Origin of the sequence: Sphingobium sp. HDIP04, assembly GCF_000445085.1 — a bacterium.
GTDB lineage: Bacteria > Pseudomonadota > Alphaproteobacteria > Sphingomonadales > Sphingomonadaceae > Sphingobium > Sphingobium indicum.
Map to the genome: position 1 here is coordinate 45,764 of NZ_ATDO01000109.1, position 25,233 is coordinate 70,996.

Annotated in this window: 17 protein-coding genes and 1 tRNA gene; 15 read left to right on the forward strand and 3 right to left on the reverse strand. The window is 62.9% G+C overall.

The genetic code is table 11. The annotated features are described in order from the left end of the window. Positions 1 to 88 precede the first annotated feature (88 nt). The 13 genes from L286_RS39535 to L286_RS39595 all read left to right on the forward strand — a co-directional run bounded on the left by L286_RS39535 (position 89) and on the right by L286_RS39595 (position 18,741). Positions 89 to 1,834, forward strand: coding sequence for an arylsulfatase (locus L286_RS39535; protein WP_020820287.1), 1,746 nt, complete (start codon positions 89 to 91; stop codon positions 1,832 to 1,834). Further along, entirely contained in the window at positions 1,831 to 2,712 is an 882-nt protein-coding gene (locus L286_RS39540; RefSeq protein ID WP_020820286.1) for an SUMF1/EgtB/PvdO family nonheme iron enzyme, read from the forward strand. Before L286_RS39535 ends, L286_RS39540 begins: the two co-directional genes overlap by 4 nt. A 1,005-nt stretch (positions 2,713 to 3,717) precedes the next feature. Continuing rightward, on the forward strand, positions 3,718 to 6,195 hold the full coding sequence (locus L286_RS39545; protein WP_020820284.1) for a TonB-dependent receptor: 2,478 nt from the start codon (positions 3,718 to 3,720) through the stop codon (positions 6,193 to 6,195). A gap of 27 nt (positions 6,196 to 6,222) precedes the next feature. Beyond that, positions 6,223 to 6,999, forward strand: coding sequence for an SDR family oxidoreductase (locus L286_RS39550; protein WP_020820283.1), 777 nt, complete (start codon positions 6,223 to 6,225; stop codon positions 6,997 to 6,999). A gap of 56 nt (positions 7,000 to 7,055) precedes the next feature. Continuing rightward, positions 7,056 to 8,231, forward strand: coding sequence for an acetyl-CoA C-acyltransferase (locus L286_RS39555; protein WP_020820282.1), 1,176 nt, complete (start codon positions 7,056 to 7,058; stop codon positions 8,229 to 8,231). 51 nt (positions 8,232 to 8,282) lie between these two features. Beyond that, entirely contained in the window at positions 8,283 to 8,759 is a 477-nt protein-coding gene (locus L286_RS39560) for a MarR family winged helix-turn-helix transcriptional regulator (protein WP_007685109.1), read from the forward strand. A 736-nt stretch (positions 8,760 to 9,495) separates the two neighbouring features. Beyond that, positions 9,496 to 10,287, forward strand: coding sequence for an enoyl-CoA hydratase/isomerase family protein (locus L286_RS39565; RefSeq protein ID WP_013038795.1), 792 nt, complete (start codon positions 9,496 to 9,498; stop codon positions 10,285 to 10,287). A 72-nt stretch (positions 10,288 to 10,359) separates the two neighbouring features. Beyond that, positions 10,360 to 12,477, forward strand: coding sequence for a 3-hydroxyacyl-CoA dehydrogenase NAD-binding domain-containing protein (locus L286_RS39570; RefSeq protein WP_025160762.1), 2,118 nt, complete (start codon positions 10,360 to 10,362; stop codon positions 12,475 to 12,477). After that, on the forward strand, positions 12,474 to 14,273 hold the full coding sequence (locus tag L286_RS39575) for an acyl-CoA dehydrogenase (protein WP_020820279.1): 1,800 nt from the start codon (positions 12,474 to 12,476) through the stop codon (positions 14,271 to 14,273). Before L286_RS39570 ends, L286_RS39575 begins: the two co-directional genes overlap by 4 nt. 12 nt (positions 14,274 to 14,285) lie before the next feature. After that, complete coding sequence (locus L286_RS39580) at positions 14,286 to 15,287, forward strand: NADP-dependent oxidoreductase (RefSeq protein ID WP_013038798.1); 1,002 nt, start codon at positions 14,286 to 14,288, stop codon at positions 15,285 to 15,287. Positions 15,288 to 15,303: 16 nt separating this feature from the next. Next, positions 15,304 to 16,869, forward strand: a complete 1,566-nt coding sequence (locus L286_RS39585; protein ID WP_020820278.1) for a class I adenylate-forming enzyme family protein — start codon at positions 15,304 to 15,306, stop codon at positions 16,867 to 16,869. A 207-nt stretch (positions 16,870 to 17,076) separates the two neighbouring features. Further along, on the forward strand, positions 17,077 to 17,991 hold the full coding sequence (locus L286_RS39590) for an SDR family NAD(P)-dependent oxidoreductase (protein WP_007685118.1): 915 nt from the start codon (positions 17,077 to 17,079) through the stop codon (positions 17,989 to 17,991). Between the two features lie 33 nt (positions 17,992 to 18,024). Next, positions 18,025 to 18,741: a hypothetical protein gene (locus tag L286_RS39595; protein ID WP_020820277.1), complete on the forward strand. Its 717-nt coding sequence runs from the start codon at positions 18,025 to 18,027 to the stop codon at positions 18,739 to 18,741. 137 nt (positions 18,742 to 18,878) lie between these two features. Here the strand turns inward: L286_RS39595 and L286_RS39600 are convergent, their stop codons facing one another. Both L286_RS39600 and L286_RS39605 read right to left on the reverse strand, forming a co-directional pair. Further along, positions 18,879 to 20,438: a Fic family protein gene (locus L286_RS39600; RefSeq protein WP_235181719.1), complete on the reverse strand. Its 1,560-nt coding sequence runs from the start codon at positions 20,436 to 20,438 to the stop codon at positions 18,879 to 18,881. Positions 20,439 to 20,929: 491 nt separating this feature from the next. Next, positions 20,930 to 21,004: transfer RNA gene (locus L286_RS39605), tRNA-Thr, on the reverse strand. A 114-nt stretch (positions 21,005 to 21,118) separates the two neighbouring features. On the opposite strand from L286_RS39605, the gene L286_RS49610 reads away from it, so the two are divergent. Beyond that, positions 21,119 to 21,253, forward strand: coding sequence for a hypothetical protein (locus L286_RS49610; RefSeq protein WP_257787142.1), 135 nt, complete (start codon positions 21,119 to 21,121; stop codon positions 21,251 to 21,253). Between the two features lie 10 nt (positions 21,254 to 21,263). Here the strand turns inward: L286_RS49610 and L286_RS39610 are convergent, their stop codons facing one another. Then, on the reverse strand, positions 21,264 to 23,045 hold the full coding sequence (locus L286_RS39610) for an aminopeptidase P family protein (RefSeq protein ID WP_020820275.1): 1,782 nt from the start codon (positions 23,043 to 23,045) through the stop codon (positions 21,264 to 21,266). A 93-nt stretch (positions 23,046 to 23,138) separates the two neighbouring features. Here L286_RS39610 and L286_RS39615 point away from each other — a divergent pair, with 93 nt between their 5' ends. Beyond that, positions 23,139 to 25,214, forward strand: a complete 2,076-nt coding sequence (locus L286_RS39615; RefSeq protein ID WP_025160584.1) for a S9 family peptidase — start codon at positions 23,139 to 23,141, stop codon at positions 25,212 to 25,214. The last annotated feature ends 19 nt before the right edge of the window (positions 25,215 to 25,233 follow it).

Here is a 25,233-nt window from a genome sequence, read left to right on the forward strand (position 1 = left end):
GATGCAGTAGACAATAGATTGTTTCGGAATCGCGCGATGTCCGCTTAGGTCCGGCGGGCAATTTCTCTTTCGGTTCCGGAGATCGGCTATGAATAAGATGTTGAAATTATCTGCCTTTCTGACGGCGACCGCGCTTGCGGGCGTCGCTGCGCCGGTGGTGCGGGCGGCGCCGGCGGCCGATCCCGTCGCGGCGCCGGGTGCGACTCAGCGTCAGCCAAACTTCCTTGTCATCGTCGCCGACGACCTTGGCTGGTCCGATCTGGGAGCCTTTGGCGGCGAGATTCAAACCCCCAATCTGGACGCCATCGCCAATGCCGGGGTGCGCTTCACCGGCTTTCACACCGCGCCGACCTGCTCGCCCACCCGCTCCATGCTGCTGAGCGGCGTCGACAATCACCAGGCCGGCGTGGGTTCGATGGCCGAAACCCTCCAGCCCAACCAGATCGGCCAGCCCGGCTATGAAGGCTATCTCAACGACCGGGTCGCCTCTATCGCCGAACTGCTGCATCAGGGCGGCTATCGCACGCTCATGTCCGGCAAATGGCATCTGGGCCTGACGCCCGAGCGCGGCCCGGCCGCGCGCGGTTTCGAGCGTTCCTATGCGTTGCTCCAGGGGCTGGGCAATCATTTCGGCGCCGACCAGAACAAGGCCTGGGCGGCGATCGGCGGCGCATCCACCTATCGCGACAATGGCAGGATCGTGAAATATCCCAAGGGACGTTATTCGGCCGATTATTTCACCGACCGGCTGATCGGCTTCCTGGAGGAAGGCGCGAAGGACCAGCGGCCCTTCTTCGCCTATCTGCCCTACACCACGCCGCACTGGCCGATGCAGGCGCCGGCGGAAACGATCGCCAAATATAAGGGCCGCTATGACGCGGGCTATGAAGCATTGCGCGAAGCGCGGCTGGCGCGGCAGAAGCAATTGGGCCTCGTCCCCGTCGACCTGAAACCGCACGACTGGGAGGGAGTGAAGCCCTGGGCCTCGCTCAGCGCCGACGAAAAGGCCATCGAGGCGCGCAAGATGGAAGTCTATGCCGCGATGGTCGATCGCATGGACCAGAATGTCGGCCGCGTGGTGGAGGTGCTCAAGAAGCTGGGCCGCTATGACGATACGGTCATCATCTTCCTCGCCGACAACGGGCCGGAGGGCAATGTGATCGAGGCACCCTTCCAGGCGGCGCTGAAGCCCGACAAGCTGCCCGCGCTCAGGATCGACAACAGCCTCGACAATATCGGCAAGGCTTCCTCCTATGTCGGCTATGGCCCCGGCTGGGCGCAGGCGAACAGTTCGCCGTCCTGGCTGGTGAAGAGCTATCCGACCGAGGGCGGCACCCGCGTCACCGCTTTCGTCGCCGGGCGCGGCGTCGCAGGGCGGCGGATCGCGGGCGGCCTGTTCAGCGTCACCGACGTCGCGCCGACCCTGCTGGACCTCGCCGGGCTGCAACAGCCCGCGACCTTCGCCGGCCATGCGATCCTGCCCTTCCAGGGGCATAGCCTGGTGCCGGTGCTGACCGGCGGGCAGGCGGAAGTGCGCCAGCCGACCGAAGCGGTCGGGACCGAACTTTTCTACCGCCGCGCACTGCGCAAGGGCGACTGGAAGGCGGTCTATCTGCCGACGTCGAGCAGCGCCTATCCGCGCAACAGCGTCGGCACCGGCGTCTGGCAATTGTTCAACGTCGCCCAGGATCCGGCCGAAGCCCATGATCTGGCAGCGGCCGAACCAGCAAAGCTCAAGGAGCTGGTCGCCGACTGGGATAGCTATGCCAAGGACAAGGGCGTTGTCCTGCCACCGCCCGAAGCCGCCAAGCCGGAAGGCGCGGCAAAGCCATGAGCCATGGATGGCGGCATGCGGGAGCATTCGCGGCCTGCGCGATTGCGCTGCTGGGCGCCGCGCCGCCGCCTGCCGCCAGTCCCGGTCCACGCTGCGACGCGCGCGACGGCCGCGTGCTGGTGCCCGCCGGAACGGTGCTGCTGGGCGAGGATGGAGATGGGCGGCCGGGCCAGGCGGTTGCCGTCCCCGCATTCTGGATCGACCGGCATGAAGTGACCAATCGCCAGTTCGCCGCCTTCGTCGCCGCCACCGGCTATCGCACCGCCGCTGAGCAGGAAGGGGGGTCGGCCGTCTTCGTCCAGCCGACCGGCCCGGTGGACCTCAACAATGCCGGCAATTGGTGGCGCTATCGGCAGCGGGCGGACTGGCGCCATCCCGACGGCCCCGGCAGCGACATTGCGGGCCGGGAGGACTGGCCCGTCGTCCACGTCAATTACCAGGATGCCGCCGCCTATGCCCGTTGGGCCGGGGCGGCCCTGCCGGATGAAGCGCAATGGGAAAGGGCGGCGCGGGGCGATCAGTCCGGCCCGCGCGATCCGCGTAGCTGGGCCTATGATGGCGAAGGGCATCCGACCGCCAATAGCTGGCAGGGCGTGTTCCCGGTCCGAGATACCGGCCAGGACGGCCATGTCGGCCTGGCGCCGGTCGGCTGCTTTGATGGTAACGGCTTCGGCCTGCACGACATGGTCGGCAATGTCTGGGAATGGACCAGCGAAAGGCGCGGCGGCAACGGACTGATCAAGGGCGGCTCCTATCTCTGCGCGATGAACTATTGCGCCAATTTCAGGCCCGCCGCTTTCCAGGCCCAGGAACTGGACCTTGGCACGTCCCACATCGGGTTCAGGACGATCGCAACAGAGCCGGACCCATCGAGCTGAAAACCGGAACAGGCTGACCGGGATGGCGCACGTCCTCGCTGCCAGTGTTAGGCAGCGTGGACAAATTCAAGACTTGCCAGACTGAGTGATTTGGGGGCCTTAGCGGACGCTCCCTCTATTCGTCACCCCGGACTTGATCCGGGGTCCCGCTGCCTTGGGCGAGGCGGGCACTCAGACAAGAAAGCGGGACCCCGGATCAAGTCCGGGGTGACGGTGGGGCAATGACCGAAATTGGCCATTTCACGACATTTTCGAATTTGTCCACGCTGCCTAGCTACGCTCCGCTCCGGCTCGCGAAAGGCCGGCATTTTCGGCTCGACATCTTCTGAATGTCGATACGGCCCAGGACCGATCGACGGCACTGACGCTGCGGATCCGAGAGTATCGCCAACTGCAAGCCCTCCGGCGCGATATTGCCCGTGAGGATCCCGTTCCGCGTCACGCGCTCCAGGTTGCCGTAGGTGCAAGATCCTTAAAATAGCAGCTTGACGCTATCGGACTGCGACTATATCTGTATATACAGATAAAAGGAGGGGTAGGCGATGCTGGACGTTGCCGGAAATCGATATGGCCAAGGGAGAGGCGGTGAACAAAGGTAACCCAAGCTGGGGACTCATGCCGCTGTGGCTGTCGTTGCTGAAGCAAGGGGGCGGATCGGAAGTTCCTCTGAGATGATGGCTCATCGCAATGCTTTCGGTCCTGGCAGATGTGCGGGAAGCAGGCCGACATAGCAGGGCCGTGTAAAGGCATGGCTGTTCCGGGCGTGCAGATGTCTCGCTGTACCGTCCATTCAAAGCTTGGGTGATTCCATGACAGAATTCGTCAAAGTCCAACTTCATGGCGGCATTTGTACCGCAACGCTGGCGATAGCTGGAGAAGGGGAACGCGCTGACCGCCGCCAAGCGACCTGGTAGGCGCCGCCTTTCTACATAAATTACCTGTATATACATGTAATTTATGTACGACAATATAAGAATTGATGAAAGACGAGGGGAGAGAGATATCATGATTGCTGACGTAAAACGCAAGCTGCTGCATGGGTCCGCATTTTGCCTGGCCCTGCTTACGGCAGGGGGGCATGCGGCCGCCCAAATTCCTGACGCGGTGAGCCAGGAGGCGCCTGCTCAGGACGGCCAGAATGAGGGGGGGTTGCAGGAAATCATCGTCACGGCGCAGACCCGCGCGCAGAAGCTGCAGGAGGTTCCGATCTCCGTGGTGGCCGTGCAGGGTACCGATCTTGCGACGAAAGCCGTCATTCGCCCGATCGATCTTCAGATCGCCGCGCCCGGCTTCACCGCCACGGAGACGGCGTTCGCGACGCAATTCTTCATCCGCGGCATCGGTTCCGGCCTGAATGCCGGGTTCGAGCAGTCGGTCGGCCTCTATGTCGATGGCGTCCATCTGCCGCGGTCGCTCCAGACCCGCATACCGTTCCTGGACGTGGACCGGGTCGAAGTGTTGAGGGGACCGCAATCCATCCTGCTCGGCAAGAACGCCATTGCCGGGGCCTTGAACGTGACGACGGCCAAACCCACGCAGGATTTTTTCGGCCGCCTCACCTCGTCTTACGAGTTCAACGCCAATGAATTGGGTCTGGAGGGGGCTGTCTCCGGCCCCATCACGGATACGATCCGCGTCCGCGTGGCCGGAAAATATCGCAGCAGCGACGGCTATATCAGGAACCTGACTCTCAACCGGCTCGAACCGGCGAGAGACGAAGCTGCCATTCGCGTGACAGCGGACGTCGACGTCACCCAAGACCTCCAGCTTTCCTTCAAGAGCGAATACAACCAGTTCAATACAGATGGCAAAGCCATGGAGATATATGGCGAGGAACCCGCAAAAGCGGGGCCTTTTGCCGGGCTCACTTATGCCCAGGTGCTCGTCAACGTGTTCCACCTCGATCCTACGCTTCTCGACAACCGGATCGACGGCCGCCGGACGTCCGACGGCGAGAAAAGCCGGGCCCACGCCACCGCCAACGTCCTGACGCTGAACTGGCAGACGGGCGGATACACCCTGCGTTCGACCACGGCCTACACGACCGCCCTCGCGGATGATGACGCGATCAATCCGGATCTGCTGGGGGCACGGATCATCACCGGCCATATCCACGACAAGTACACGCAGTTCAGCCAGGAGCTCCGGCTGATTTCGCCCAAATTCGACAGTTTCGACTTTATCGCGGGCGCCTATTACGCCAATGGCCTGCAGCGTTATCGTCAGGCCGTCGGGTTCCCCTCGGATTCGACGTTCGTCACGATCGTGAATGCGCGCCAGCCGGGTGCCGGCACGCTGGTGGCCAATACCTGGATCAACCGGCGGGTGAGGGTGGAGGCGGATACTTTCTCCGCCTTCGGCCAGTTGAACTGGAGGCCGATATCCGATGTTACGGTCCAGCTCGGCGGCCGTCTGAGCTACAGCAAGATCCAAGGCTCGAAGATCCTCACTGTCGAACCGATAGGCGGCGGAGCGCTTCCGGCCGCCCAGGTCAATGCGCCCCTGGTCTATGCGCAGGTTCTGGCGGCGTCGTCCTCCAATCTCGCCGGGCTGGGAGCGGCCGGGAATGCGATGATCAACCGCCTCGGCGAATTCCCCGTCGCCGGGACGAGGCGGGAAACGCGATTCACGCCCGACGTGAAGATCCTGTACCGGCCGACTCCGCAAGTCATGCTTTATGCGGGCTATGCGCGCGGTCAAAAGAGCGGCGGGTTCGATTTCGCCGCCAACAACAGGTTGACTTATCCGACCGCGCGCGATGCCTTCGAATTTGACGATGAAAAGGCACAGAATTTCGAGGTCGGCAGCAAGATGTCGCTGCTCGGAGGACGTGCCGAACTCAATCTCGCAGCTTACTACACCAAGCTCACGAACCTGCAGATCTCCATCTTCGACGGCCGTTTGGGTTTCAATGTCGGCAATGCCGCAAGCGCGCGGGCGCAGGGGATCGAGGCCAATGGGCGGATGCAGTTGGGACGGCATTTTACGCTGTCGACCGGCGTCAACTATACGGATTTCAAATATCTCCGCTTCCCCAATGGCCAATGCTATTTCGGACAGACGCCCACCGTGGACGGCAATGGCGACGGCGTGCCGGAATTTTGCGACTATAAAGGAAAATCCAGCCAGTTGACGTCAAAGGTTACAGCCAATGCCAGCCTGACATCGGTCTTTCCGATATTCGATGGCTACCAGATCGGCACGACGACCGAGGTCTTCTATGCGAGCGCCTATGACGCGGCGGCCAATTACGACCCCGCCGGTCGGCAGGCCAAATATGCCTTGCTCAACATGCGCGTCGGAGTCGGTCCGGAGAACGGGTCCTGGGAATTGGCTTTCGTCGGCAGGAACCTTACCGACAAGCAGGTTTTCCAGTTTGTCGGGGACACCGCAATCGCGGCCACCGTTGCCCAGGCCAAGTCGAACTACGCCATCCTTTCACAGGGTCGGACGCTGGCCATTCAATTGAACGCAAAGTTCTGAACAAAATAAATCCAAAAAGGAATTACAATGGACGCTCGAAAACTGTTCAATCTTGAAGGAAAAACCGCCCTCATTACCGGAGGGACGCGCGGAATCGGGTTCATGATCGCCCAGGGTCTCGTTCAAGTTGGCGTCAAGACCTATGTCACGTCGCGAAAGGCCGAAACCTGTCAGGAAGCCGAGGCGGAGCTTCGCAAGATTGGCGAAGCCTACGCCATACCCGCCGACGTCGCCGATGCGGATCAGGTCGCTGCCCTGGCCGCGGAATTCTCCCGGCGCGAGGACAAGCTGCACATCCTGGTCAACAATGCGGGGACCTCCTGGGGCGAGCCGTTCGACCAGTTTCCGCAATCGGGCTGGGACAAGGTCATGCATCTGAACCTCGGCGCGGTCTTCTTCTTGACTCAGAAGCTCGCTCCGTTGCTGCGGAACGCCGCGACATCAGATGATCCGGCGCGGGTCATCAACATCGGTTCGGTGGACGGCCTGACCGCGCCGGCGGTCGAAAATTATCCCTATTCCGCCAGCAAGGCGGCGGTGCATCATCTCACCCGCCACCTGGCGCGGTTCCTCGCCGAATCCCATATCAACGTCAATGCCATCGCCCCCGGACCGTTCCCGACCAAAATGACCGAGTGGCTGCTCCAGGAACATGGGGAGGAAATCAATTCGATGATCCCGCGTCGACGCACCGGCACGCCCAGCGATGCGGCAGGGACCACCATATTCCTCGCCTCTCCCGCATCCTCCTACATCACCGGCGCAGTCATTCCGCTGGACGGCGGCTTCTCCACCACCCGGTGAGGCAGCGCCTCAATCAAGCCCGGCACCAAATTCGTTGAGCATTTGAAGGAACAGACATGCGCGACGCAGTAATCGTCTCCACCGCCCGCACGCCGATTGGGAAGGCATATCGCGGTGCGTTCAACAATCTTCCCGCTCCGACGCTTGCCAGCCATGCGATCAGCGCAGCGGTCAGCAGGGCAAAGTTGGATCCCGCGGACATCGACGACTGCATCATGGGCAGTGCATTGCAGCAGGGGAGCCAGGCCACGATCGGTCGGAACGCGGCGCTGCGCGCTGGCCTTCCGGTCACGGTCGCGGGCATGTCGATAGACCGGCAGTGCGCATCCGGCCTGATGGCGATTGCGACCGCCGCCAAGCAGATCATCGTCGATCGCATGGACATCGTGGTGGCAGGGGGCGTGGAGTCGATCTCATTGGTCCAGACCGACGCCCTTCGCGTCGACGAAGACCCGGAATTGGTCGCGCTTCATGGCGATGCCTACATCGCCATGATCGACACGGCGGAAAATGTCGCACGGCGCTATGGCGTCAGCCGCGCGGCCCAGGACGAATATTCGCTCCAGTCGCAACAGCGCACCGCCGCTGCACAGGCCGCTGGTCTGTTCCAGGACGAGATCGTGCCCGTGACCGCGACAATGATCGTGACGGACAAGGCGACTGGAGAAAAGACGTCCAGGATCGTCACTCTCACGCAGGATGAAGGAAATCGCGCCGACACCACTCTTGAGGGGCTGGCCGGTCTGAAGCCGGTCCGCGGGCCCGACGCCTTCATCACCGCCGGCAATGCCAGCCAGTTGTCGGACGGTGCGTCCGCATCGGTGCTGATGGAGCGCCAGGTCGCCGAGGAGCGGGGACTGCAACCGCTTGGACGCTATCTCGGAATGGCCGTTGCAGGCACCGAGCCCGATGAAATGGGGATAGGGCCCGTGTTCGCCATTCCCAAACTCCTCAATCGCTTCGGCCTCGGCATCGGCGACATCGGCCTTTGGGAATTGAACGAGGCCTTTGCAAGCCAGGTCCTCTACTGCCGCGACGCGCTGGGCCTGCCCAATGACCGCCTTAACGTGAACGGAGGGGGCATCTCGATCGGCCATCCTTATGGTATGACGGGTGCCCGGTTAGTGGGTCATGCGCTGCTCGAAGGGCGGCGGCGTGGCGAAAAATATGTCGTCATCACCATGTGTGTCGGAGGCGGCATGGGGGCGGCCGGACTGTTCGAGGTGCTGTAAAGGCAACGGGACGGTTGACTGCCTGATTTTTAGCTGTATATACATGCAATTATGCGTGATGTAGATGCTTCGCTTCTCTCCGCCCAACATGGGCTTGACTGCACTTGCTTCAGGTTGCGGCAGGCAACGCGCCGCGTATCCCAGATCTACGACAGTTATCTGGGCGAACTGGATCTCAAGAACACCCAGTTCACGCTGCTTGCACACCTCACCTTGAAGGAGTTTACCATCGGGGAACTGGCGGACTGGATGGTCATCGACCCCACGACGCTCAATCGCAATCTGCGATATCTCCAGGAGCGCGGTCTTATTGAGAGCGCGCCGGGCGAACGTGACCGGCGGGAACGTTGCCTCAAGGCAACCCCTGCCGGTCGCGATCTCTACAAGCAGGCGGTCCCGTACTGGAAGGCGGCGCAGGCTGCCATACGGAAGGCCCTGAGCAGGGAGACGAGCGACCAACTCCATTCGGTGTTGTTGCATGCAAGCAAGCTCGATCTGCCCGAAGAGGCTGTGATCGCCCAGAATTGATCGACATCCGGCCCTCTCGGGCTGCAAATGGCTTTTCCTGTGTTTCCAGTGTTCGCCCGCTTTGTCCACGTGGCGCTGGACCGTCTACCGCGTCCGCTCTTTGACTGAGCACGGCTCGTTCCAGATTGTGGCGGGAGAGTTGCGTCGAGTCGCCGAAGTATCTTCAACGCAGAGACGAGTCGTGAAGCGTTCCGGCCAAGCCTTCGCCGGATTCCAAGGCAATGCTAGGCCGCGTGGACAAATTCGGAATGTCGGGAAAAGGCCAATGGCGGACACCAGTTTCCGTCACCCCGGACTTGATTTACCGTCACCCCGGACTTGATCCGGGGTCCCGCTGCCTTGGGATAGGCGTGCACTCGGAAGAAAGCGGGACCCCGGATCAAGTCCGGGGTGACGAATAGGGGGGCGTCCGCTCTCCACTCAAATCACTCAGTCCGGCAAGTCTTGAATTTGTCCACGCTGCCTAGGGTATGGAGCTTGCGCGCCGGACTTGACCATTTTACGGTTTCCGTCCCTGTTGATTTCGTGAAGCGTTGCCTGGCGATAGCTGCAATTTGCACCGCCTTGGGAGTCTGCGCGCTGATCTGATGCGACCTGCGCAAAAGTCCGATTCCATCAAATCCGAGAGCCGGTTCAACCCTCCCAGAAATCGGCTTGACTTGATCGACGGGCAGATGCATGCACCTACAGGCATTTTATCTGTATATACAGATATATTGAAATCGGGAGAGACGACATGTCTGAGTTTTGTACTTTTGAGCTCGATGGGAATGTCGGCGTGCTTACCTTCGCCAACGCCCCACTCAATCTCATCACCTTTCCGCTGATGGACCTGTTTGACGAAGCGCTGAACCAGGCGGCTCTGTCGGACATGCGCGCCCTTATCGTGCGGAGCGAGGGCCCTCACTTCTGCGCCGGCGCCGACGTCAAGATGTTCCTCGATCGGTCGGAGGCCTATGCCCGCCACCAGTTCAGCCGCGCGCTCCCGCTGATCATTCAGCGCCTGGAGGAGCTCCCCGTTCCCGTCATTGCACAGGTTCAGGGCTTCTGCTTGGCCGCCGGTCTGGAAATCGCCATGGCCTGCGACATCATCGTCGCGGGCAAAAGCGCGGAATTCGCCCAGGTCGAAGTGCATATCGGCGCTTCCACGTTCCTGGGCGGCATCGAACGCCTTGCCACCCTTTGCGGCGCCAATCGGGCCCGTGAGATCGTTTTTGGCGGCGATCGCTATTCGGCCGAGCAGTTCGAACGCTGGAACATCGTCAATCGCGTGGTCGAGGATGAGCAGCTTGCCGAAAAAACCATGAAATATGCTCGTCGGATCGCGAGCGGTCCGACCCGGGCCCATGCGGTCAGCAAGCGCCTTGTCCGGGCGGCGCTGGACGATGGCGTGCGCGGCGCGGACCGCCTGATCGGCGATATCGCCGCGCCGTTGTTCGAGACCAAGGACATGCAGCATGGCGTGCGCGTCCTGCTTGAGCACGGCTCGCGCAACATGATCGGCAAGGCGAAATTCGAGGGCAACTAAGTCCCCTCGATCTGTGCGGTTCAGGAGGGCGGCCGTGTCGCCCTCCTGCACAATCTCAATGTGGAACATCTGATGACCAGTGCGCTTGCAATACATGACGGCGTTGCCGTCATTGCCTTGGACAATCCGCCTGTAAATGGCCTTTCGCACGCGCTGCGATGCTCCATTGTGGACGCCGTTGCCGAGGTCAACCTCAATGAAAATATCGTGGCAGCCGTCCTTGTCGGGGCTGCGCTCCCCTTTTCTGGAGGGGCGGACATCACCGAATTCGGTACGCCGAAAAGCTGGGAACAGCCCGATCTCGTAGCGGTCATAGAGGCGGTTGAAGCCTCGGCGAAGCCTGTGGTGGCCGCCATCGCCGGGGTGGCGCTTGGCGGCGGACTCGAACTGGCATTGGGATGTCACGCGCGTGTCGCCCTTCGCAACGCCCGCGTCGGATTGCCTGAGGTGAAGCTCGGACTTCTCCCGGGCGCGGGCGGCACCCAGCGCCTCCCACGGCTTGTCGGCGTCGAGACCGCACTGGATCTTATTACCGGCGGCCGGCTGCTGCCGGCCGGCGCGGCGGAGCTCAAGGGCATGTTCGCTGCGCTCGTCGAGCCGGACGAGGATCTGCTCGAAGTGGCGTCTTCCATCGCCCGCTCGGTCGCGCGTTCCGGTGAACTGCCATCCATCTCCAGCCTGCCGCCAGCGCAGCCGCGACCCGAAATCTTCGATGCCGCGCGCTCTCGGTTGAGCGGATCGGGTGAACGATATCCCGCTTTGCCTGAGATCATCGCCGCCGTCGAGGCGGCTACCGTCCTGGATTTCGCGGCCGGGATGGAGGTCGAGAAGGCTGCGTTCAAGCGGCTTATCGAGACCGACGTCTCCAAGGCCCTGCGCCACGGCTTCCTCGCCGAACGGCGTGCCTCGCACGTCCGGGCGATTGGCGCGGACGTGGGCGTTCGCCGCCTGGACACCGCCGCCGTCATTGGCGCGGGCCTTATGGGGACGGGTATCGCCCAATGCCTGGCGGCTGCGGGTATCGAGGTCACCCTGCTCGAAACCAGCGAGCAGGCCACGGTCCGTTCGGAAAAGAGCGTCGATGACGTCCTTGGCCGTGCGGTGGCCAAGGGGCGCCTGACCGCGAAGCAGGCGGAAGCGCAGAAGGCGCTCATCCGCTGGACCACGGATTATGGCGATCTGCGCAATGTCGATATCGCCATCGAGGCCGTCTTTGAATCGCTCGAAGCAAAGCGCGCGGTTTTTGAGGAGCTGGACAGGAATCTGCGTCCTGGCGCGATCCTGGCTTCGAATACCTCGACCCTGGATCTCAACGCGATTGCCGCGTTCACGCAGCGGCCGGCCGATGTCGTGGGAACGCATTTCTTCAGTCCCGCGAACGTGATGCGCCTGCTGGAGGTCGTCCGCGGCGACCGGACGGCGCCTGATGTGGTCAAGACAGCGATGCAATTCGGCCGCCGGATCGGCAAGGTCAGCGTCCTGTCCGGCGTCTGCGACGGCTTCATCGGCAATCGCATGGTCGAGGAATATTTCCGTCAGGCGCTGTTCTTGGTCGAAGAGGGGGCGCTGCCTTTTGAAGTCGACGAGGCGCTGGAGGAATTCGGCTTCTCCATGGGGCCGTTCAAGGTCGCCGACCTTGCCGGGCTGGATATCGGCTGGTCGATCAGGAAGCGGCGCGCGCAGGAACGGCCCGACATGCCCTATTCGCCCGTGCTCGACGGGCTTTGCGAGCAGGGAAGATTCGGCCAGAAGACCAAGGCCGGAGTCTATCTCTATGCCGATGGCCGCACGGCCGTGCGGGATCCGAAGGTTGAACGGTCGATTGCCGCCTTCTCGCAGTCTCAAAATATAGCGCGGCGCGAGATTTCAAAATCCGAAATCGTCGACCGTTGCGTCCTTGCTCTCGTCAACGAAGGCGCGAAGATCCTGGAGGAAGGGATCGCCCAGCGAGCGAGCGATATCGATGTCGTCTACCTCGCGGGATACGGCTTCCCGGACTTCCGCGGCGGACCGATGTTCCATGCCGACAGCGTCGGCCTCGACAAGGTCGTCGAACGCATGACCGTCTTCGAACGGCTCCAGACGCGTGACCCGGCTTTCTGGCGGCCCGCGCCCCTGCTTCAGCACCTCGTTTCAACCCATTCCAACTTTGCGGATTGGACCAATCGGTCCGCCATGGAGAATTTATGACAACCCTGAACTCGAAACTGCTCTCAAGGACGAATCTCGACTTCCTTCTCTATGATTGGCTCGAAGCTGAAGCCATGACCGGACGGGAGCGTTTCGCGGATCACGATCGCGCGACCTTCAGCACGATGATCGATACGGCTGAAAAGATCGCCACCGACTGGTTCGCCAATCACAATGCCAAGGGCGACAAGCACGAGCCCTATATGGAAGATGGAAAGGTCGTGCTGATCCCGGAGATCGCGAAGGCCTATGGCGCCTTCCGCGATGCCGGGTTCCTGGCGACGACCAATGACGCGCAATATGGCGGACTCCAATTGCCCTTCGTCATCGACCGGGCGTGCATCGCCTATTTCCTGGCGGCCAATATCGCGACATCGGGCTACGCCTTCCTTACATGCGCCGCGGCCAATCTTCTGCTGGCCCATGGCACGCCCGAACAGATCGACCGCTTCGCCCTGCCGATGCTGGCCGGGCGCTTCACCGGCACCATGTGCATGTCGGAACCGCAGGCAGGCTCGTCGCTCGGCGACATCCGCACCCGCGCCGAACTTCAGCCTGACGGCAGCTACAGGCTCTTCGGCACGAAGATGTGGATTTCGGGCGGGGATCACGAACTCAGCGAGACAATCGTGCATCTCGTGCTGGCCCGGACGGGTCCGGCCGAACATGGCGTGCGCGGACTGTCGCTGTTCATCGTACCCAAGCACATCGTGCGGGATGGAAATCCGGCGGAGCGCAACGACATCGCGTTGGTCGGGCTCAATCACAAGATGGGCAACCGGGCGACGACCAACTGCGTCCTGAGCCTCGGCGACGGACAATTTGCCGTCGACGGCCAGGCGGGAGCGGTGGGCTATCGCATCGGCGAGGAAAATCGTGGCCTCTCCTACATGTTCCATATGATGAACGAGGCGCGCATCGTCGTCGGCCTGGGCGCGGTGATGCTCGGCTACACCGGCTATCTGCATGCCGTGCAATATGCGCGCGATCGTCCGCAAGGGCGCGCGCTGACCCAGAAGGGCGGGGATCCGGTGGCGATCATCCAGCATGCGGACGTCCGCCAGATGCTTCTTACGCAAAAGGCCTATGTTGAGGGCGGGCTTGCTCTGTGTCTCTACCTGGCAAAGCTGCTGGACGATCAGTCGACGGGCGACGAGGAGACCGCTCGCCGGGCGTATCTGCTTCTCGACCTGCTTACTCCCATCGGCAAATCCTGGCCCGCGAAATGGTGTCTGGAGGCCAATAATCTGGCGATCCAGGTGCATGGCGGCGCCGGTTACACCCATGACTTCCCGGTCGAGCAATTCTATCGCGACAACCGCATCAACGCGATCCATGAGGGCACGCACGGTATCCAGGCGCTTGACCTGCTCGGGCGGAAGGTCCTGAACGGCGAGGCGATAGCTTATCTGGATTCCGTGATCGATGACCGCTGCACTTCTGCGGCTGGCAGTGCCAATCCGGACACGCAGGAGTGGGCGAAGCGCCTGCGCAGCGCCTGGCAGGATATCCAGCGCGTCACTGAAGGGCTGAGCCGGGAACAGGATGTCGAACGTCGGCTGGCCAATGCCGGCCTGTATCTCGACGCATTCGGTCACGTCATCATCGCCTGGATATGGCTCGAACAGGTCGACGCCCTCGATCGCGCGACCGACGTCTCAGAGGACTTCATCCTCGGGAAGCGCCAGGCGGCCCGATATTTCTTCGATTGGGAATTGCCCAAGATCAACCACTGGCTCGCTATACTCGAACGATTGGATTCCACCGCACTCGAAATGCAGGATTCCTGGTTCTAACAAGGATTCGACATGACCTATTCGAACAGAAAAATAATATTCGCGGAGCGCCCGACCGGAGAAGTCACGAGAAGCGCCTTCAATTTCGTGGAGGAGACGCTCCCGGAACTGAAGGAGGGCGAGGTTCTTGTGAAGAATCACTATATCTCCATCGACCCCTATCAGCGCGGCCGCATGAAGACAGGCAAGAGCTACGCCAAGCCCATGGACATCGGCGATGTCATCGTAGCTGCCACCGTGGGCGAGGTGCTGGAATCGCAGAGCGACGCGCTCCCCGTCGGCACGATGGTTGCGGGCTATCTCGGATGGCAGGAGAAGGCCATTGCGCGGGCCAAGCACCTGCAAATGATTCCGGCGACCGGCGGCGTGTCCCCATCGGCGTATCTCGGCGCCGCCGGCCTGCCTGGCGTGACCGCCTGGATGGGATTGCGGCTGATCGGCGAACCCAAGCCGGGCGAGACGGTCGTGGTCTCGGCGGCCGCGGGCGCGGTGGGGAGCGTCGCGCTCCAACTGGCGAAGAATGCCGGCGCGCGCACCGTGGGCATCGCCGGCGGCGCGGCCAAATGCGCCTATATCGTCGACAAGTTGGGCGCGGACGCAGCGGTCGACTATCGCGCGGATGACTTCGCGGATCAGCTCGCTGCAGCTACGGGCGATGGCGTCGACGTTTATTTCGACAATGTCGGCGGCCCGGTGAGCGACGCGGTCTTCGCCAGGCTCAACAACTTCGCCCGCGTGCCGCTATGCGGCGCAATTTCCGAATATCAGTCCAAGCCGGCGCCGATCTACAATTTGACGCAGGCGATCATCACCCGCGCCCGCCTGCAGGGTTTCATCTGCACCGACAGAATGGACCTCTGGAATAGCGCGGTGGAGGAGCTTGTGGAGCTGATCGCGCAGGGCAAGATCATCTTCAACGAAAGCGTGGCCGAGGGTCTGGACGCGGCCCCGGAAGCCTTCATCAGCATGCTCAGCGGCGGCAATCTGGGCAAGCAGCTGGTTCGCCTCGCGTAAGGAAAAGGAACGGGAGATGGATGAGGACACGCTGCTTGGCATGTTCGACAAGGCCGTTCGCGAGCATCGCGGCAAGAAGTTCCTGCATGATCGGGGAAATTGGCTGAGCTATGGAGAGGTCGATGATCTCGCTCGCAAGGTCGTCGGCTTCCTTCGCGAGCAGGATGTCGCTGCAGGCGACAGGATATTGGTTGCCCTTCCGAACAGCGCATTGTTCCCGATCATCCTCTATGGGATCCTGCGCATAGGGGCGACCATCGTGCCGGCTAATCCCCTGCTGAAGGGTCGCGAACTGGCGATGCTGGTCGACCATTCGCAGGCGAAGGTCGCCATTCTCGCGCCCGATTCCGCGCGGGAACTGCAACAGGCGCGCCCGGACGGCCTTGCTGCAGCGGCTTTCGTCGCGGGGGGCGTGGCCGAAGGCTTCGTCGAGTTCGAGACGGCTCTGGAGCGCAGTACGCCCGCGAATGACTGGCCGCAGGCGCGGAAAGATGACATAGCGGCCTTTCTCTATACTTCGGGTACGACGGGCGACCCCAAGGCGACGATGCTGTCTCATGGCGCTCTCGCGGCGGCGATCCGGGCCTGGGTCGAGAAATTCGCCCTCACCTCCGACGACCGGCAGATCGCCATGCTGCCGATGTTCCATTCTTTCGGCTTCATCGTTGTCCTGAACACGACGATGTCGGTCGGCGGCAGCTTGGTCATCATTCCCAGATTTCTGCCGGAGCCGGCGCTTGAGGCGATTTCCGAGCACAAGATCACGGTGCTGACGGCGGTCACGACGATGTTCGGCGCCCTGCTGGATGTCGCGGAGAATCGTACGCCGGCGCTGGAATTCCCCGCGATGAGGCTGGCTGGCGGCGGAGCAGCCTCCATCCCTCCTGATATCGTGAGCCGGGCGGTTGCGACTTTCGGCTGTCCCATGGGGCAGGGATATGGCATGACCGAATGCGGCACCGCCGCCACATTCACCGCCCACAAGACGGAGCTTGCCCTGGGCGAAGTCGGCACGCCCATGTTCAACATCGAACTGGGGATCGTCGATGATCGCGGCGATCCTCTCCCGGATGGCGAAGTGGGGGAGATCGTGGTCCGCGGCCCCGCGGTAATGACCGGCTATTACCAGAATCCGGAAGCTACCGCCGCAGCGCTCAAGGACGGCTGGCTTTATACCGGAGATCTGGGACTGCGCACGCCTGATGGGCAGTATTTCTTCAAGGATCGCAAGAAGGAACTCATCATAAGAGGTGGATTCAATGTTTCGCCCGGCGAGGTGGAGGCGGTTCTTTACGAGCATCCCGATGTGAAGACCGCCGCCGTCATGGGCATTCCGGATAGCCGTCTGGGCGAGGAAGTGGTTGCCTTCGTCGTCCGCAAGAGCAAAGAGCCCATCGACACGCTGGCCCTTCGGGAATTCGTGCAGGGCCGGGTCGCACCCTATAAATATCCAAGGCATGTCGTGGAGCTGGAAGCATTGCCGCTGGCGCCGAACGGCAAGGTTTTGAAGAAGAATATCGATGCGTGGGGGATCGTGCGCGAGCATCTCGCATCCAGCGGGAGCGGCGGCGCAGGCACCTGATGCCAAAGGCGGAAATCGGAGTGGCCATCTGAGGGACATAGAGCCCGATTTGCAAGTTGGCCGGTGATTTCCCGTCCGGTGGCGGCGGTGAGGATGGAATATCGGCCCTGCGGTGAAAGGCGAGGGTTCACGCCCGTCCTCCATGATCGGGGCAGGGCTGGTCCGGGGCAAAAAGCGTTGGGCGCAAACATATGGACAGAGGTTTGAATGGCAATTGATCTTCGAGGCCGCGTTGCGATCGTCACCGGCGCCGGTGGCGGACTGGGCAGGGAACATGCGTTGCTGTTGGCAAAGCGTGGCGCCCGGGTCTTGGTCAACGACTTGGGTGGCGCCAGCGACGGGCGGTCCGCCGCGGCCGAAGCAGTGGCGGAGGAGATTCGCCGCAACGGTGGCGAGGCAATCTCGAACGGTGCCGATGTCACGGACGTCGACCAGGTGGCCGCGATGGTCGAGCAGGCCAAGGCGGCGTGGGGCCGGATCGATATTTTGGTGAACAATGCGGGAATTTTGCGCGACCGAACCTTCGCCAAGCAGAGTTTGGACGATTTTCGCCTTGTCATCGAAGTGCATCTCATGGGCTCGGTCAATTGCACCAAGGCTGTCTGGGGTGAAATGATCGAGCAGGGCTATGGCCGTATCGTGATGACGACCTCTTCGTCCGGGCTCTACGGCAATTTCGGTCAATCCCAATATGGCGCGGCCAAGATGGGCCTTGTAGGATTGATGAAGACGCTATCCCTGGAAGGGCGCAGGAACGATGTCCGCGTCAACTGCCTGGCGCCCACGGCCGCGACCGGCATGACAGAGGGAATTCTTGAGGAACAGGCGCTCGCTGCATTGGACCCGGCTCTCGTCGCCCCCGGAATGCTTGCCCTGGTATGCGACGATGCGCCTAACGGCATGATCCTGTGCGCAGGCGCCGGCAGCTTCGAATGCGCGCATATTACGCTCACCCAGGGCCTTTACGTGGGTGCCGACGCCCATGCGCCCGAACGGATACTCGCCGGCATCGATCGCATCCGCGAGCGCGCGGGCGAAATGGTGCCGGTCGCGGGTATGGAGCAATCGAACCATGAACTGTCTCGGGTGCCCGCCCTCCAATCGGCCGCCGCCGATGGTTAGGGGCCTGGCAAATGCCCACGAAAGGAAGCCGATATGAACAAGCTGATCGCGAATGCCATCGACGCCCATGGAGGGTGGGAGCGATGGGAAGCGCTCAAATCGGTGCAGGTCGATGTGGTGACCGGCGGCGAATTGCTTGACCGGAAAACGGCTCCCGGTTCCGGCACGCTGCGGATAACGGCCAAGACGCAGCGCCAGGAATGCCGCATGGGTCCGATCGACGGTGACATGATCACGATTCTGGAACCGGGCCGGGTAGCGATTGAAACCGCGGAGGGGACGTTGGTCGCAGAGCGGCACGACCCGCGCGCGGCCTTCAACGGTCATGAACTGGATACGCCCTGGGATCCGCTGCATCGCACCTATTTCGGCTGCTATGCGATGTGGAGCTATTTGACCGTGCCCTTCTCCCTCGCGATGCCGGGAGTGCAGGTGTGGGACATTGATCCGCTTGAAGAGGATGGGGAGCTCTGGCAGGGCGTTCGTGTCGTCATGCCGGACGAAATCGCGACCCATAGCCGGGCGCAGGAATTCTATTTCGGCGACGATATGCTCATCCGGCGCCAAGACTATACGCTCGACATCGCCGGCGGCCATAGAATTGCGAACTATGCCCTGGATATTGTGAGCGTGGATGGCCTAAAGTTCGCCTCGAAGCGCCGGGCCTATATGTGCAACAAGAAATATGAGGTTCTGCGCGATCGGCTGCTCATCCGGCTGGACCTCTCCAACTTTCAGTTGGTCGCGTGAAAGGCGTTTTCACCGCTGGATGCGGGGAGCGCCGGATGCAATGAATTCGCCTGCGCCAACAGCTCTTTTTTCCGCGCTGGAGCATTTTCAAGTTGACCGGTTACGGTCAACGACTCGGAAAATGCGGCATCAAACGACTAAGGCTTGTGGGGATTTACTTTTTCAGGCCCAAACTTATCTGCGTAGATTGCCTCCACCTGTTCGACTTCGGCGGGGGTGAGCGCCTCTAATTCCCTCGATCGGGCACGCTGCGACAGGCGTCCCTCATTCTGCTCCAGAAACTTCAGCAGCAGTTCGACCTGGGCGGTGGGCATGTCGACGATCTGCTGCACCGCCTCGTTGAAGCTGTCGAAGGCTTCGAGGAAGCGAGCTTCGCGGGGCAGGTCCTCCTCGATGGTCTGCTGGACGCAGGCGTACAGGAATTCGACATGCGCGGTGGCGTCGAAAAATCGGTAGAAGTCGGCCGTGTCGTTCAGCACCCGCACATTGCCCTCCGGCGTCGGTTCCCATTCGATGAAGGGAAGCAGCGGTCCCGAATAGGAGGTGAGCGTGCCCTTGTACGCGTCGATCCGGCGCAGGATCACCGCGCTGATCGGGAACACCATGCCCGGCGGATTGAAGCCTGCGGACGCCAGGACGTGGTGAAAGAGCCAGCGATGCAGGCGGCCGTTTCCGTCGACATAGGGGTGGATGTAGACAAAGCCGAAAGCGAGCACGGCCGCCGCCGCGACCGGGTCCATGCCGCCGGCGACGGCTCGCGCCGAATAGGCGACCAGACCCTCCACGAGATCGCGCAGATCGCTTTCGCGGGCGCTGACATGGTCGGGCACGGGCAATCCCGTCTCCCGGTCGTGGACGCCGACGAACCCACCCTCTTCGCGAAGGCCCAGCCGGACGAAGCGTTGATCGCCGATGACGATGCGCTGCAGTCGGTCGAACTCCGCCAGGCTCAGCGGCCGCGACCCGGCTTCGGCGATCGCCTGTCCCCAGCGGGCGGCTCTCGTCCCCGAAGGCTTCTCCCCTTCGATGGCGAAGGAGGACTTCGAATCGTTGAGCCGCAGGAAGGCGGCGGCGCGGGCGACGAGGTCGGCGCGAATGCGCCCGACCACGGCGCGGGCGCGCTCATCGAATGCCTGCGCCTCATAGGCGAGGATCGCGTCGGTCCTGCGCACCATCGGGCAATATCGCGGCGTGCCGGGCAGGTTGTTGGCGACGCGATGGCGCGGCGACGCAACACCGTCCGCCAGCGCCAGTTGCAGCCTTGTATCGACGACCGGCACCAGGCGCACCTTGCCGGCATCCGGCACGTCCAGCCGGTCGCCGGTCATCCATTCGTAGAGAAACCAGATCCGGCGAGCGAAGCTGCCCGTCGGCGCATCGCGCACGATCCGGGCGAACGCAGCCGGCTCCTCGGCCCGGAAAAGCTGGGCAAGAACGGAAAGATCGATGCCTTCATAGCGGAAAGCAAATGTCAGATGGCCGATCAGTGTCGCGTCGGGCATGTGCCGCGGCGTCATCATCTGCCATTCGGCGGTGGATCGAGGATGATGCCGCTCGGCGATCGCGGCCAGGCGGGCGGGCAGCGGCAGGCGAAGGCCATAGCGTTCGATCAGCGCCGCGTAGCCGGCGGGCGTTCCCGGCTCGGCAAGCGGCCGCCCGCGAAAGTCAGTCACTGGTTGCGAAAGCCATTCACTCATGATCGATCCTGCGAAGAACATTCACCTGGTCTAGGGTGTGTAGGGATTCAGTCCATGGCGGGCTGCAAATAGCGGCTTCCTGCGCTTCCGGTGCTCACGTACTGAAGTACGCTGCGCGCCGGTTCTCGAAATCCACTATTTTCGCCGCGCCCTGAACTGAATCCCTACACACCCTAGGCCGCCTTGCGAAAGCGTTCACCCGTTGCGAATATCTATCACAGAAATTTCATAATGCGCATATCGTTCACCATTGCGCCATGAACCAGGCCGGCGCCGACGGTGGCGCGTAAAACCGGCCCGCCAGCGGTTCGACGCGTCCCGCGTGGATAGAAAGCGGCTACAGCGTGGGATGATTTCGGCATGCGGGCGAAGCTGGATGCAGCCGACGCCGACCTGCCCCCGCAGGATGGCGCGGGCAAGAGCTGACGGCGGAACCGCGCCTGCCGCCATCGCATGCCGGCTGTCCAAATGGCTGTTCTGCTAGGGAAAAATGGTGCTGCCGGCGAGGATTGAACTCGCGACCTCAGCCTTACCAAGGATGCGCTCTACCACTGAGCTACGGCAGCACTATTTCAGTTCCATCCGGCTTATCGCGCCGGCGGAGCCGGGCCTATGGCTGCCTCCTCGCGCCATGTCAAGGCGGCTTGCGGCGGAAGATGCAATTTGATTATGGGCGGGCCATGACAAACGGTCAGGACGAACGGAAAGAGCGCTTGGCGCAGGCGTTGCGGGACAATCTGCGTCGCCGCAAGGCCCAGTCCCGCGAATCGCGCGACGCGGAAAACCCCCGGCGCCCGGACGACGCCAAGGGGTGATCCCGTTCCGCTACAGCGGGGCGCAGGCCGCCTTGAGCCAGTCGAGCGCCCCGCCCTCCAGTTGCGGCCCGACGACCTCCAGCACCCTGGCGTGATAGGCGTCCAGCCATGCGCGCTCCTCGCCCGTCAGCATCTCCGTCGCGATCGCGTTGCGGTCGATCGGCGCGAAGGTCAGCGTTTCGAAGCCCAGCATCTCCCGCTCCGCGCCCGGCACGTCGCGGAGTTCGACCAGCACCAGATTCTCGATGCGGATGCCATATTCGCCTGTCTTGTAATAACCCGGCTCGTTGGAAAGGATCATGCCCGGCTGGAGCGGCTCGTCCCCGCCGCCGAAGGTCGCGATCCGCTGCGGCCCCTCATGCACCGACAGGAAGCTGCCGACGCCATGGCCGGTGCCATGGGCGTAATCCAGCCCTTCGGCCCACAGGAACTGCCGCGCCAGCACGTCGAGCTGCCCGCCCCGCGTCCCCTTCGGGAACTGGGCGCGGCCCAGCGCGATATGCCCCTTAAGTACCAGCGTGAAGCGCCGCTTCATCTCCTCGCTCGGCGTGCCGATGGCGATGGTGCGCGTCACGTCGGTGGTGCCGTCGCGATATTGCCCGCCCGAATCGACGAGATAGAAGCTGCCCGTCTCTATGGGCCGGTTGGTCCTTTCCTCGACCCGGTAATGCACCACCGCGCCGTTCGGCCCCGCGCCGGAAATGGTGTCGAAGGACAGATCCTCCAGCAGCCCGGTCTCCTTGCGGAACGCCTCCAGCTTCGCCGCCGCGCCCAGTTCATCGACGCCGCCCTTGGGCGCCTCGGTCGCGATCCAGTGCAGGAACCGGCTGAGCGCCGCGCCGTCGCGGGCCTGCGCCGCCTTGTGCCCGGCGATCTCGACGGGGTTCTTCACCGCCTTGGGCAGCACCGCCGGATCGCGCAGCGCCAATATGTTCGCGCCGCCCGCCTCCAGCGCCTCGAAGATGGCGGCCACCGCCCGCTCCGGATCGGCGACCACGGTCTTGCCTGCGAAAGCCGCCAGCGCCCCGGCGAAATCGGCGCGGTCATGCACGCGCACCGCATTGCCCAGATGCTGCACCACCGCCTCGTCGATCTTCTCCGGCGCGACATAGAGGTCCGCCGTCGCATCGGCATGGACGATGGCATAGGCCAGCGCCACCGGCGTCCGCTCCACATCCTTGCCCCGGATGTTGAAGGTCCAGGCCAGCGAATCCAGCGCCGACAGCACCGCCGCGTCGGCACGCTTCGCCACCAGCCAATCGGCCATCGCCTGCCGCTTTTCCGCCGCCGACTGACCGGCATAGCGGTCTTCATGCACCACCAGCTTGGCGTCGCTGGGCGCGGGCCGGTCCGGCCACACGGCGTCGACCGGATTGGTGTCCACCGCCACCAGTTCCGCGCCGCGCTCGGCCAGCGCCTCGCCCGCCGCCTTCACCCAGGCGCGCGTGTGCAGCCACGGATCGTAACCGATGCGCCCGCCCGCCGGGACATGCTCGCCCAGCCAGGCCGCGACGGAGGTCTGCGGCACGCTCTCATATTGCCAGTGCGCGCCGTCCACCTGCTCCCGCACCTGCAGCGTATAGCGGCCGTCCACGAAGATCGCCGCTTCCTCCGGCAGCACCACCGCGCTGCCCGCCGACCCCTGAAATCCAGTCAGCCAGGCCAGCCGCTGCGCATAGGCGCCGACATATTCGCTCATATGCTCATCGGTCAGCGGCACGACGAAGCCGTCCAGCGCCACGCGCACCAGTTGGGCGCGCAGGGCTTTCAGGCGATCTTCATAAGTGGACATCAAATTTCCCTTGGACTTGTCGGCCCTCTTGCGCAGGGCCTATGGCCGCCAACATAAGCAAAGCAGCATCGTTTCGCCAGATCAGGACATTGAATGACCGCATCCCCAAAAGCCCCCGTCGCCGCCCGCCGCCCGCACAGCTTCTCGCATCATGGGATCATGGTGGAGGATCCCTATGCCTGGCTGCGCGACCCCGGCTATCCGGAGGTGAAGGACAAGGATGTGCTGTCCTATCTGGAGCAGGAGAACGCCTATTTCGAAGCGGCGATGCAGCCGCGCAAGGCGCTGACCGACCGGCTGTTCGCGGAGATGAAGGGCCGCATCAAGGAGGATGACAGTTCCGTCCCGCAGAAGGACGGCGATTATATCTACTGGCGCGCGTTCGAGGTCGGCGCGCAATATCGCAAATGGTATCGAAGGCCCGCCGCCGCCAAAGACGAGGACGGCGAGGACCAGTTGATCCTGGACGAACCCGCGCTGGCGGAGGGGCATGATTATTTCCGCCTCGGCGCGCTGTCGGTCAGCCCGGACGGCCGCTACCTCGCCTATGCCATCGACAATAATGGATCGGAACGGTTCGAGGCGCGGATCAAGGACTTGTTCACCGGCGAGATCCTGCCGGAAATCATCCCCGACACCTTGTCGTCGCTGGTATGGACCAGCGACAGCAGGGGCCTGCTCTACGGCGTCGCCAACGACCAGTGGCGCACCGACAATGCCCGGCTCCACTGGCTGGGCCAGCCGGTGGAAAGCGACGCCGAACTCTTCCATGAGGATGATGAGGGCTTCCGCGTCTCGGTCGGCCTCACCTCGTCGGAAAAGTGGATCGTGATCGCGACCGGCGACCATGTGACCAGCGAGGTCTGGTTGCTCCCCGCCGACAATCCCGCCGCCCCGCCGCTGCTCGTCGCCCCGCGCAAGCCCGGCCGCGAATATGACGTCGATGAGCATGACGGCACGCTCTACATCCGCACCAACGACACCCATCCCAATTTCCGGCTGGTGAAGGCGCCGCTCGCCAGCCCCGGCGCGTGGGAGGAGGTCATCGCCCCGGACGCGCATTTCTACCTGACCGACTTCACGCTGTTCAAAGGCTTCTACGTCACCGAGGGGCGGCAGGACGGCCTCGACCAGATCGAACTGCGCGATTACGCCACGCACAGCCCCAGGCGCATTCCCTTCCCGGAGGCGAGCTATTCCGCCTCGCTGGACGACAATCCCGAATATGACGTGACGAAGCTGCGCATCGGCTATGAATCGATGGTCACGCCCGACACCATCTACGACTATCATCTCGACACCGGCGAACTGGAAGTGCTGAAGGTGCAGGAAATCCCGTCCGGCTATGACGCGACCCGCTATGCGACCGAGCGTCTCATGATCCCGGCCCGCGACGGCACGCCGATCCCGGTGTCCATCGTCTATCCCAAAGACCTGCCCCGCGACGGCAGCGCGCCGCTGCACCTCTATGGCTATGGCGCCTATGGCATCGCGATGGAGCCGGGCTTCTCCACCAGCCGCCTGTCGCTGCTGGACCGCGGCTTCGCCTTCGCGCTGGCCCATATCCGGGGCGGCGACGACCTCGGCCAGCAATGGTATCTGGACGGGAAGCTGGACAAGCGCACCAACACCTTCACCGACTTTGTGGACGTGGCCAAGGGGCTGATAGAGCGGGGCTACACGTCGAAGGGCCGGATCAGCATCTCCGGCGGATCGGCGGGCGGCGAACTGATGGGCGCGGTCATCAACAGCGATCCCGACCTGTGGGGCGCGGTGGTGGCGCATGTGCCCTTCGTCGACGTGCTCAACACCATGCTGGACGAAACGCTGCCGCTGACGCCGGGCGAATGGCCCGAATGGGGCAATCCCATCGAGGACAAGGCGGCGTTCGAGACGATCCTGTCCTACGACCCCTACAGCAATGTCAGCGCGCAGCCCTATCCGCCGCTGATGGTGACGGCGGGGCTCAACGACCCCCGCGTCACCTATTGGGAACCGGCCAAATGGGTGGCGAAGCTGCGCGCCACGAAGACGGACGACAATATCCTGCTGCTCAAGACCAATATGGGCGCGGGCCATGGCGGCAAGTCGGGCCGCTTCGAAAGCCTCCACGAAACGGCGGAGGAATTCGCCTTCATCCTCTGGCAGCTAGGCGTCGAGGAAGCATGAAGAAGGCAGGCTCTCCTCC

What these genes read in the sequence shown, in the direction of transcription:
- L286_RS39535 (WP_020820287.1), top strand. Translation starts at nt 89, where the DNA reads ATGAATAAGATGTTGAAATTATCTGCCTTTCTGACGGCGACCGCGCTT.
- L286_RS39540 (WP_020820286.1), top strand. Translation starts at nt 1,831, where the DNA reads ATGAGCCATGGATGGCGGCATGCGGGAGCATTCGCGGCCTGCGCGATT.
- L286_RS39545 (WP_020820284.1), top strand. Translation starts at nt 3,718, where the DNA reads ATGATTGCTGACGTAAAACGCAAGCTGCTGCATGGGTCCGCATTTTGC.
- L286_RS39550 (WP_020820283.1), top strand. Translation starts at nt 6,223, where the DNA reads ATGGACGCTCGAAAACTGTTCAATCTTGAAGGAAAAACCGCCCTCATT.
- L286_RS39555 (WP_020820282.1), top strand. Translation starts at nt 7,056, where the DNA reads ATGCGCGACGCAGTAATCGTCTCCACCGCCCGCACGCCGATTGGGAAG.
- L286_RS39560 (WP_007685109.1), top strand. Translation starts at nt 8,283, where the DNA reads ATGCGTGATGTAGATGCTTCGCTTCTCTCCGCCCAACATGGGCTTGAC.
- L286_RS39565 (WP_013038795.1), top strand. Translation starts at nt 9,496, where the DNA reads ATGTCTGAGTTTTGTACTTTTGAGCTCGATGGGAATGTCGGCGTGCTT.
- L286_RS39570 (WP_025160762.1), top strand. Translation starts at nt 10,360, where the DNA reads ATGACCAGTGCGCTTGCAATACATGACGGCGTTGCCGTCATTGCCTTG.
- L286_RS39575 (WP_020820279.1), top strand. Translation starts at nt 12,474, where the DNA reads ATGACAACCCTGAACTCGAAACTGCTCTCAAGGACGAATCTCGACTTC.
- L286_RS39580 (WP_013038798.1), top strand. Translation starts at nt 14,286, where the DNA reads ATGACCTATTCGAACAGAAAAATAATATTCGCGGAGCGCCCGACCGGA.
- L286_RS39585 (WP_020820278.1), top strand. Translation starts at nt 15,304, where the DNA reads ATGGATGAGGACACGCTGCTTGGCATGTTCGACAAGGCCGTTCGCGAG.
- L286_RS39590 (WP_007685118.1), top strand. Translation starts at nt 17,077, where the DNA reads ATGGCAATTGATCTTCGAGGCCGCGTTGCGATCGTCACCGGCGCCGGT.
- L286_RS39595 (WP_020820277.1), top strand. Translation starts at nt 18,025, where the DNA reads ATGAACAAGCTGATCGCGAATGCCATCGACGCCCATGGAGGGTGGGAG.
- L286_RS39600 (WP_235181719.1), bottom strand. Translation starts at nt 20,438, where the DNA reads ATGAGTGAATGGCTTTCGCAACCAGTGACTGACTTTCGCGGGCGGCCG.
- L286_RS49610 (WP_257787142.1), top strand. Translation starts at nt 21,119, where the DNA reads ATGACAAACGGTCAGGACGAACGGAAAGAGCGCTTGGCGCAGGCGTTG.
- L286_RS39610 (WP_020820275.1), bottom strand. Translation starts at nt 23,045, where the DNA reads ATGTCCACTTATGAAGATCGCCTGAAAGCCCTGCGCGCCCAACTGGTG.
- L286_RS39615 (WP_025160584.1), top strand. Translation starts at nt 23,139, where the DNA reads ATGACCGCATCCCCAAAAGCCCCCGTCGCCGCCCGCCGCCCGCACAGC.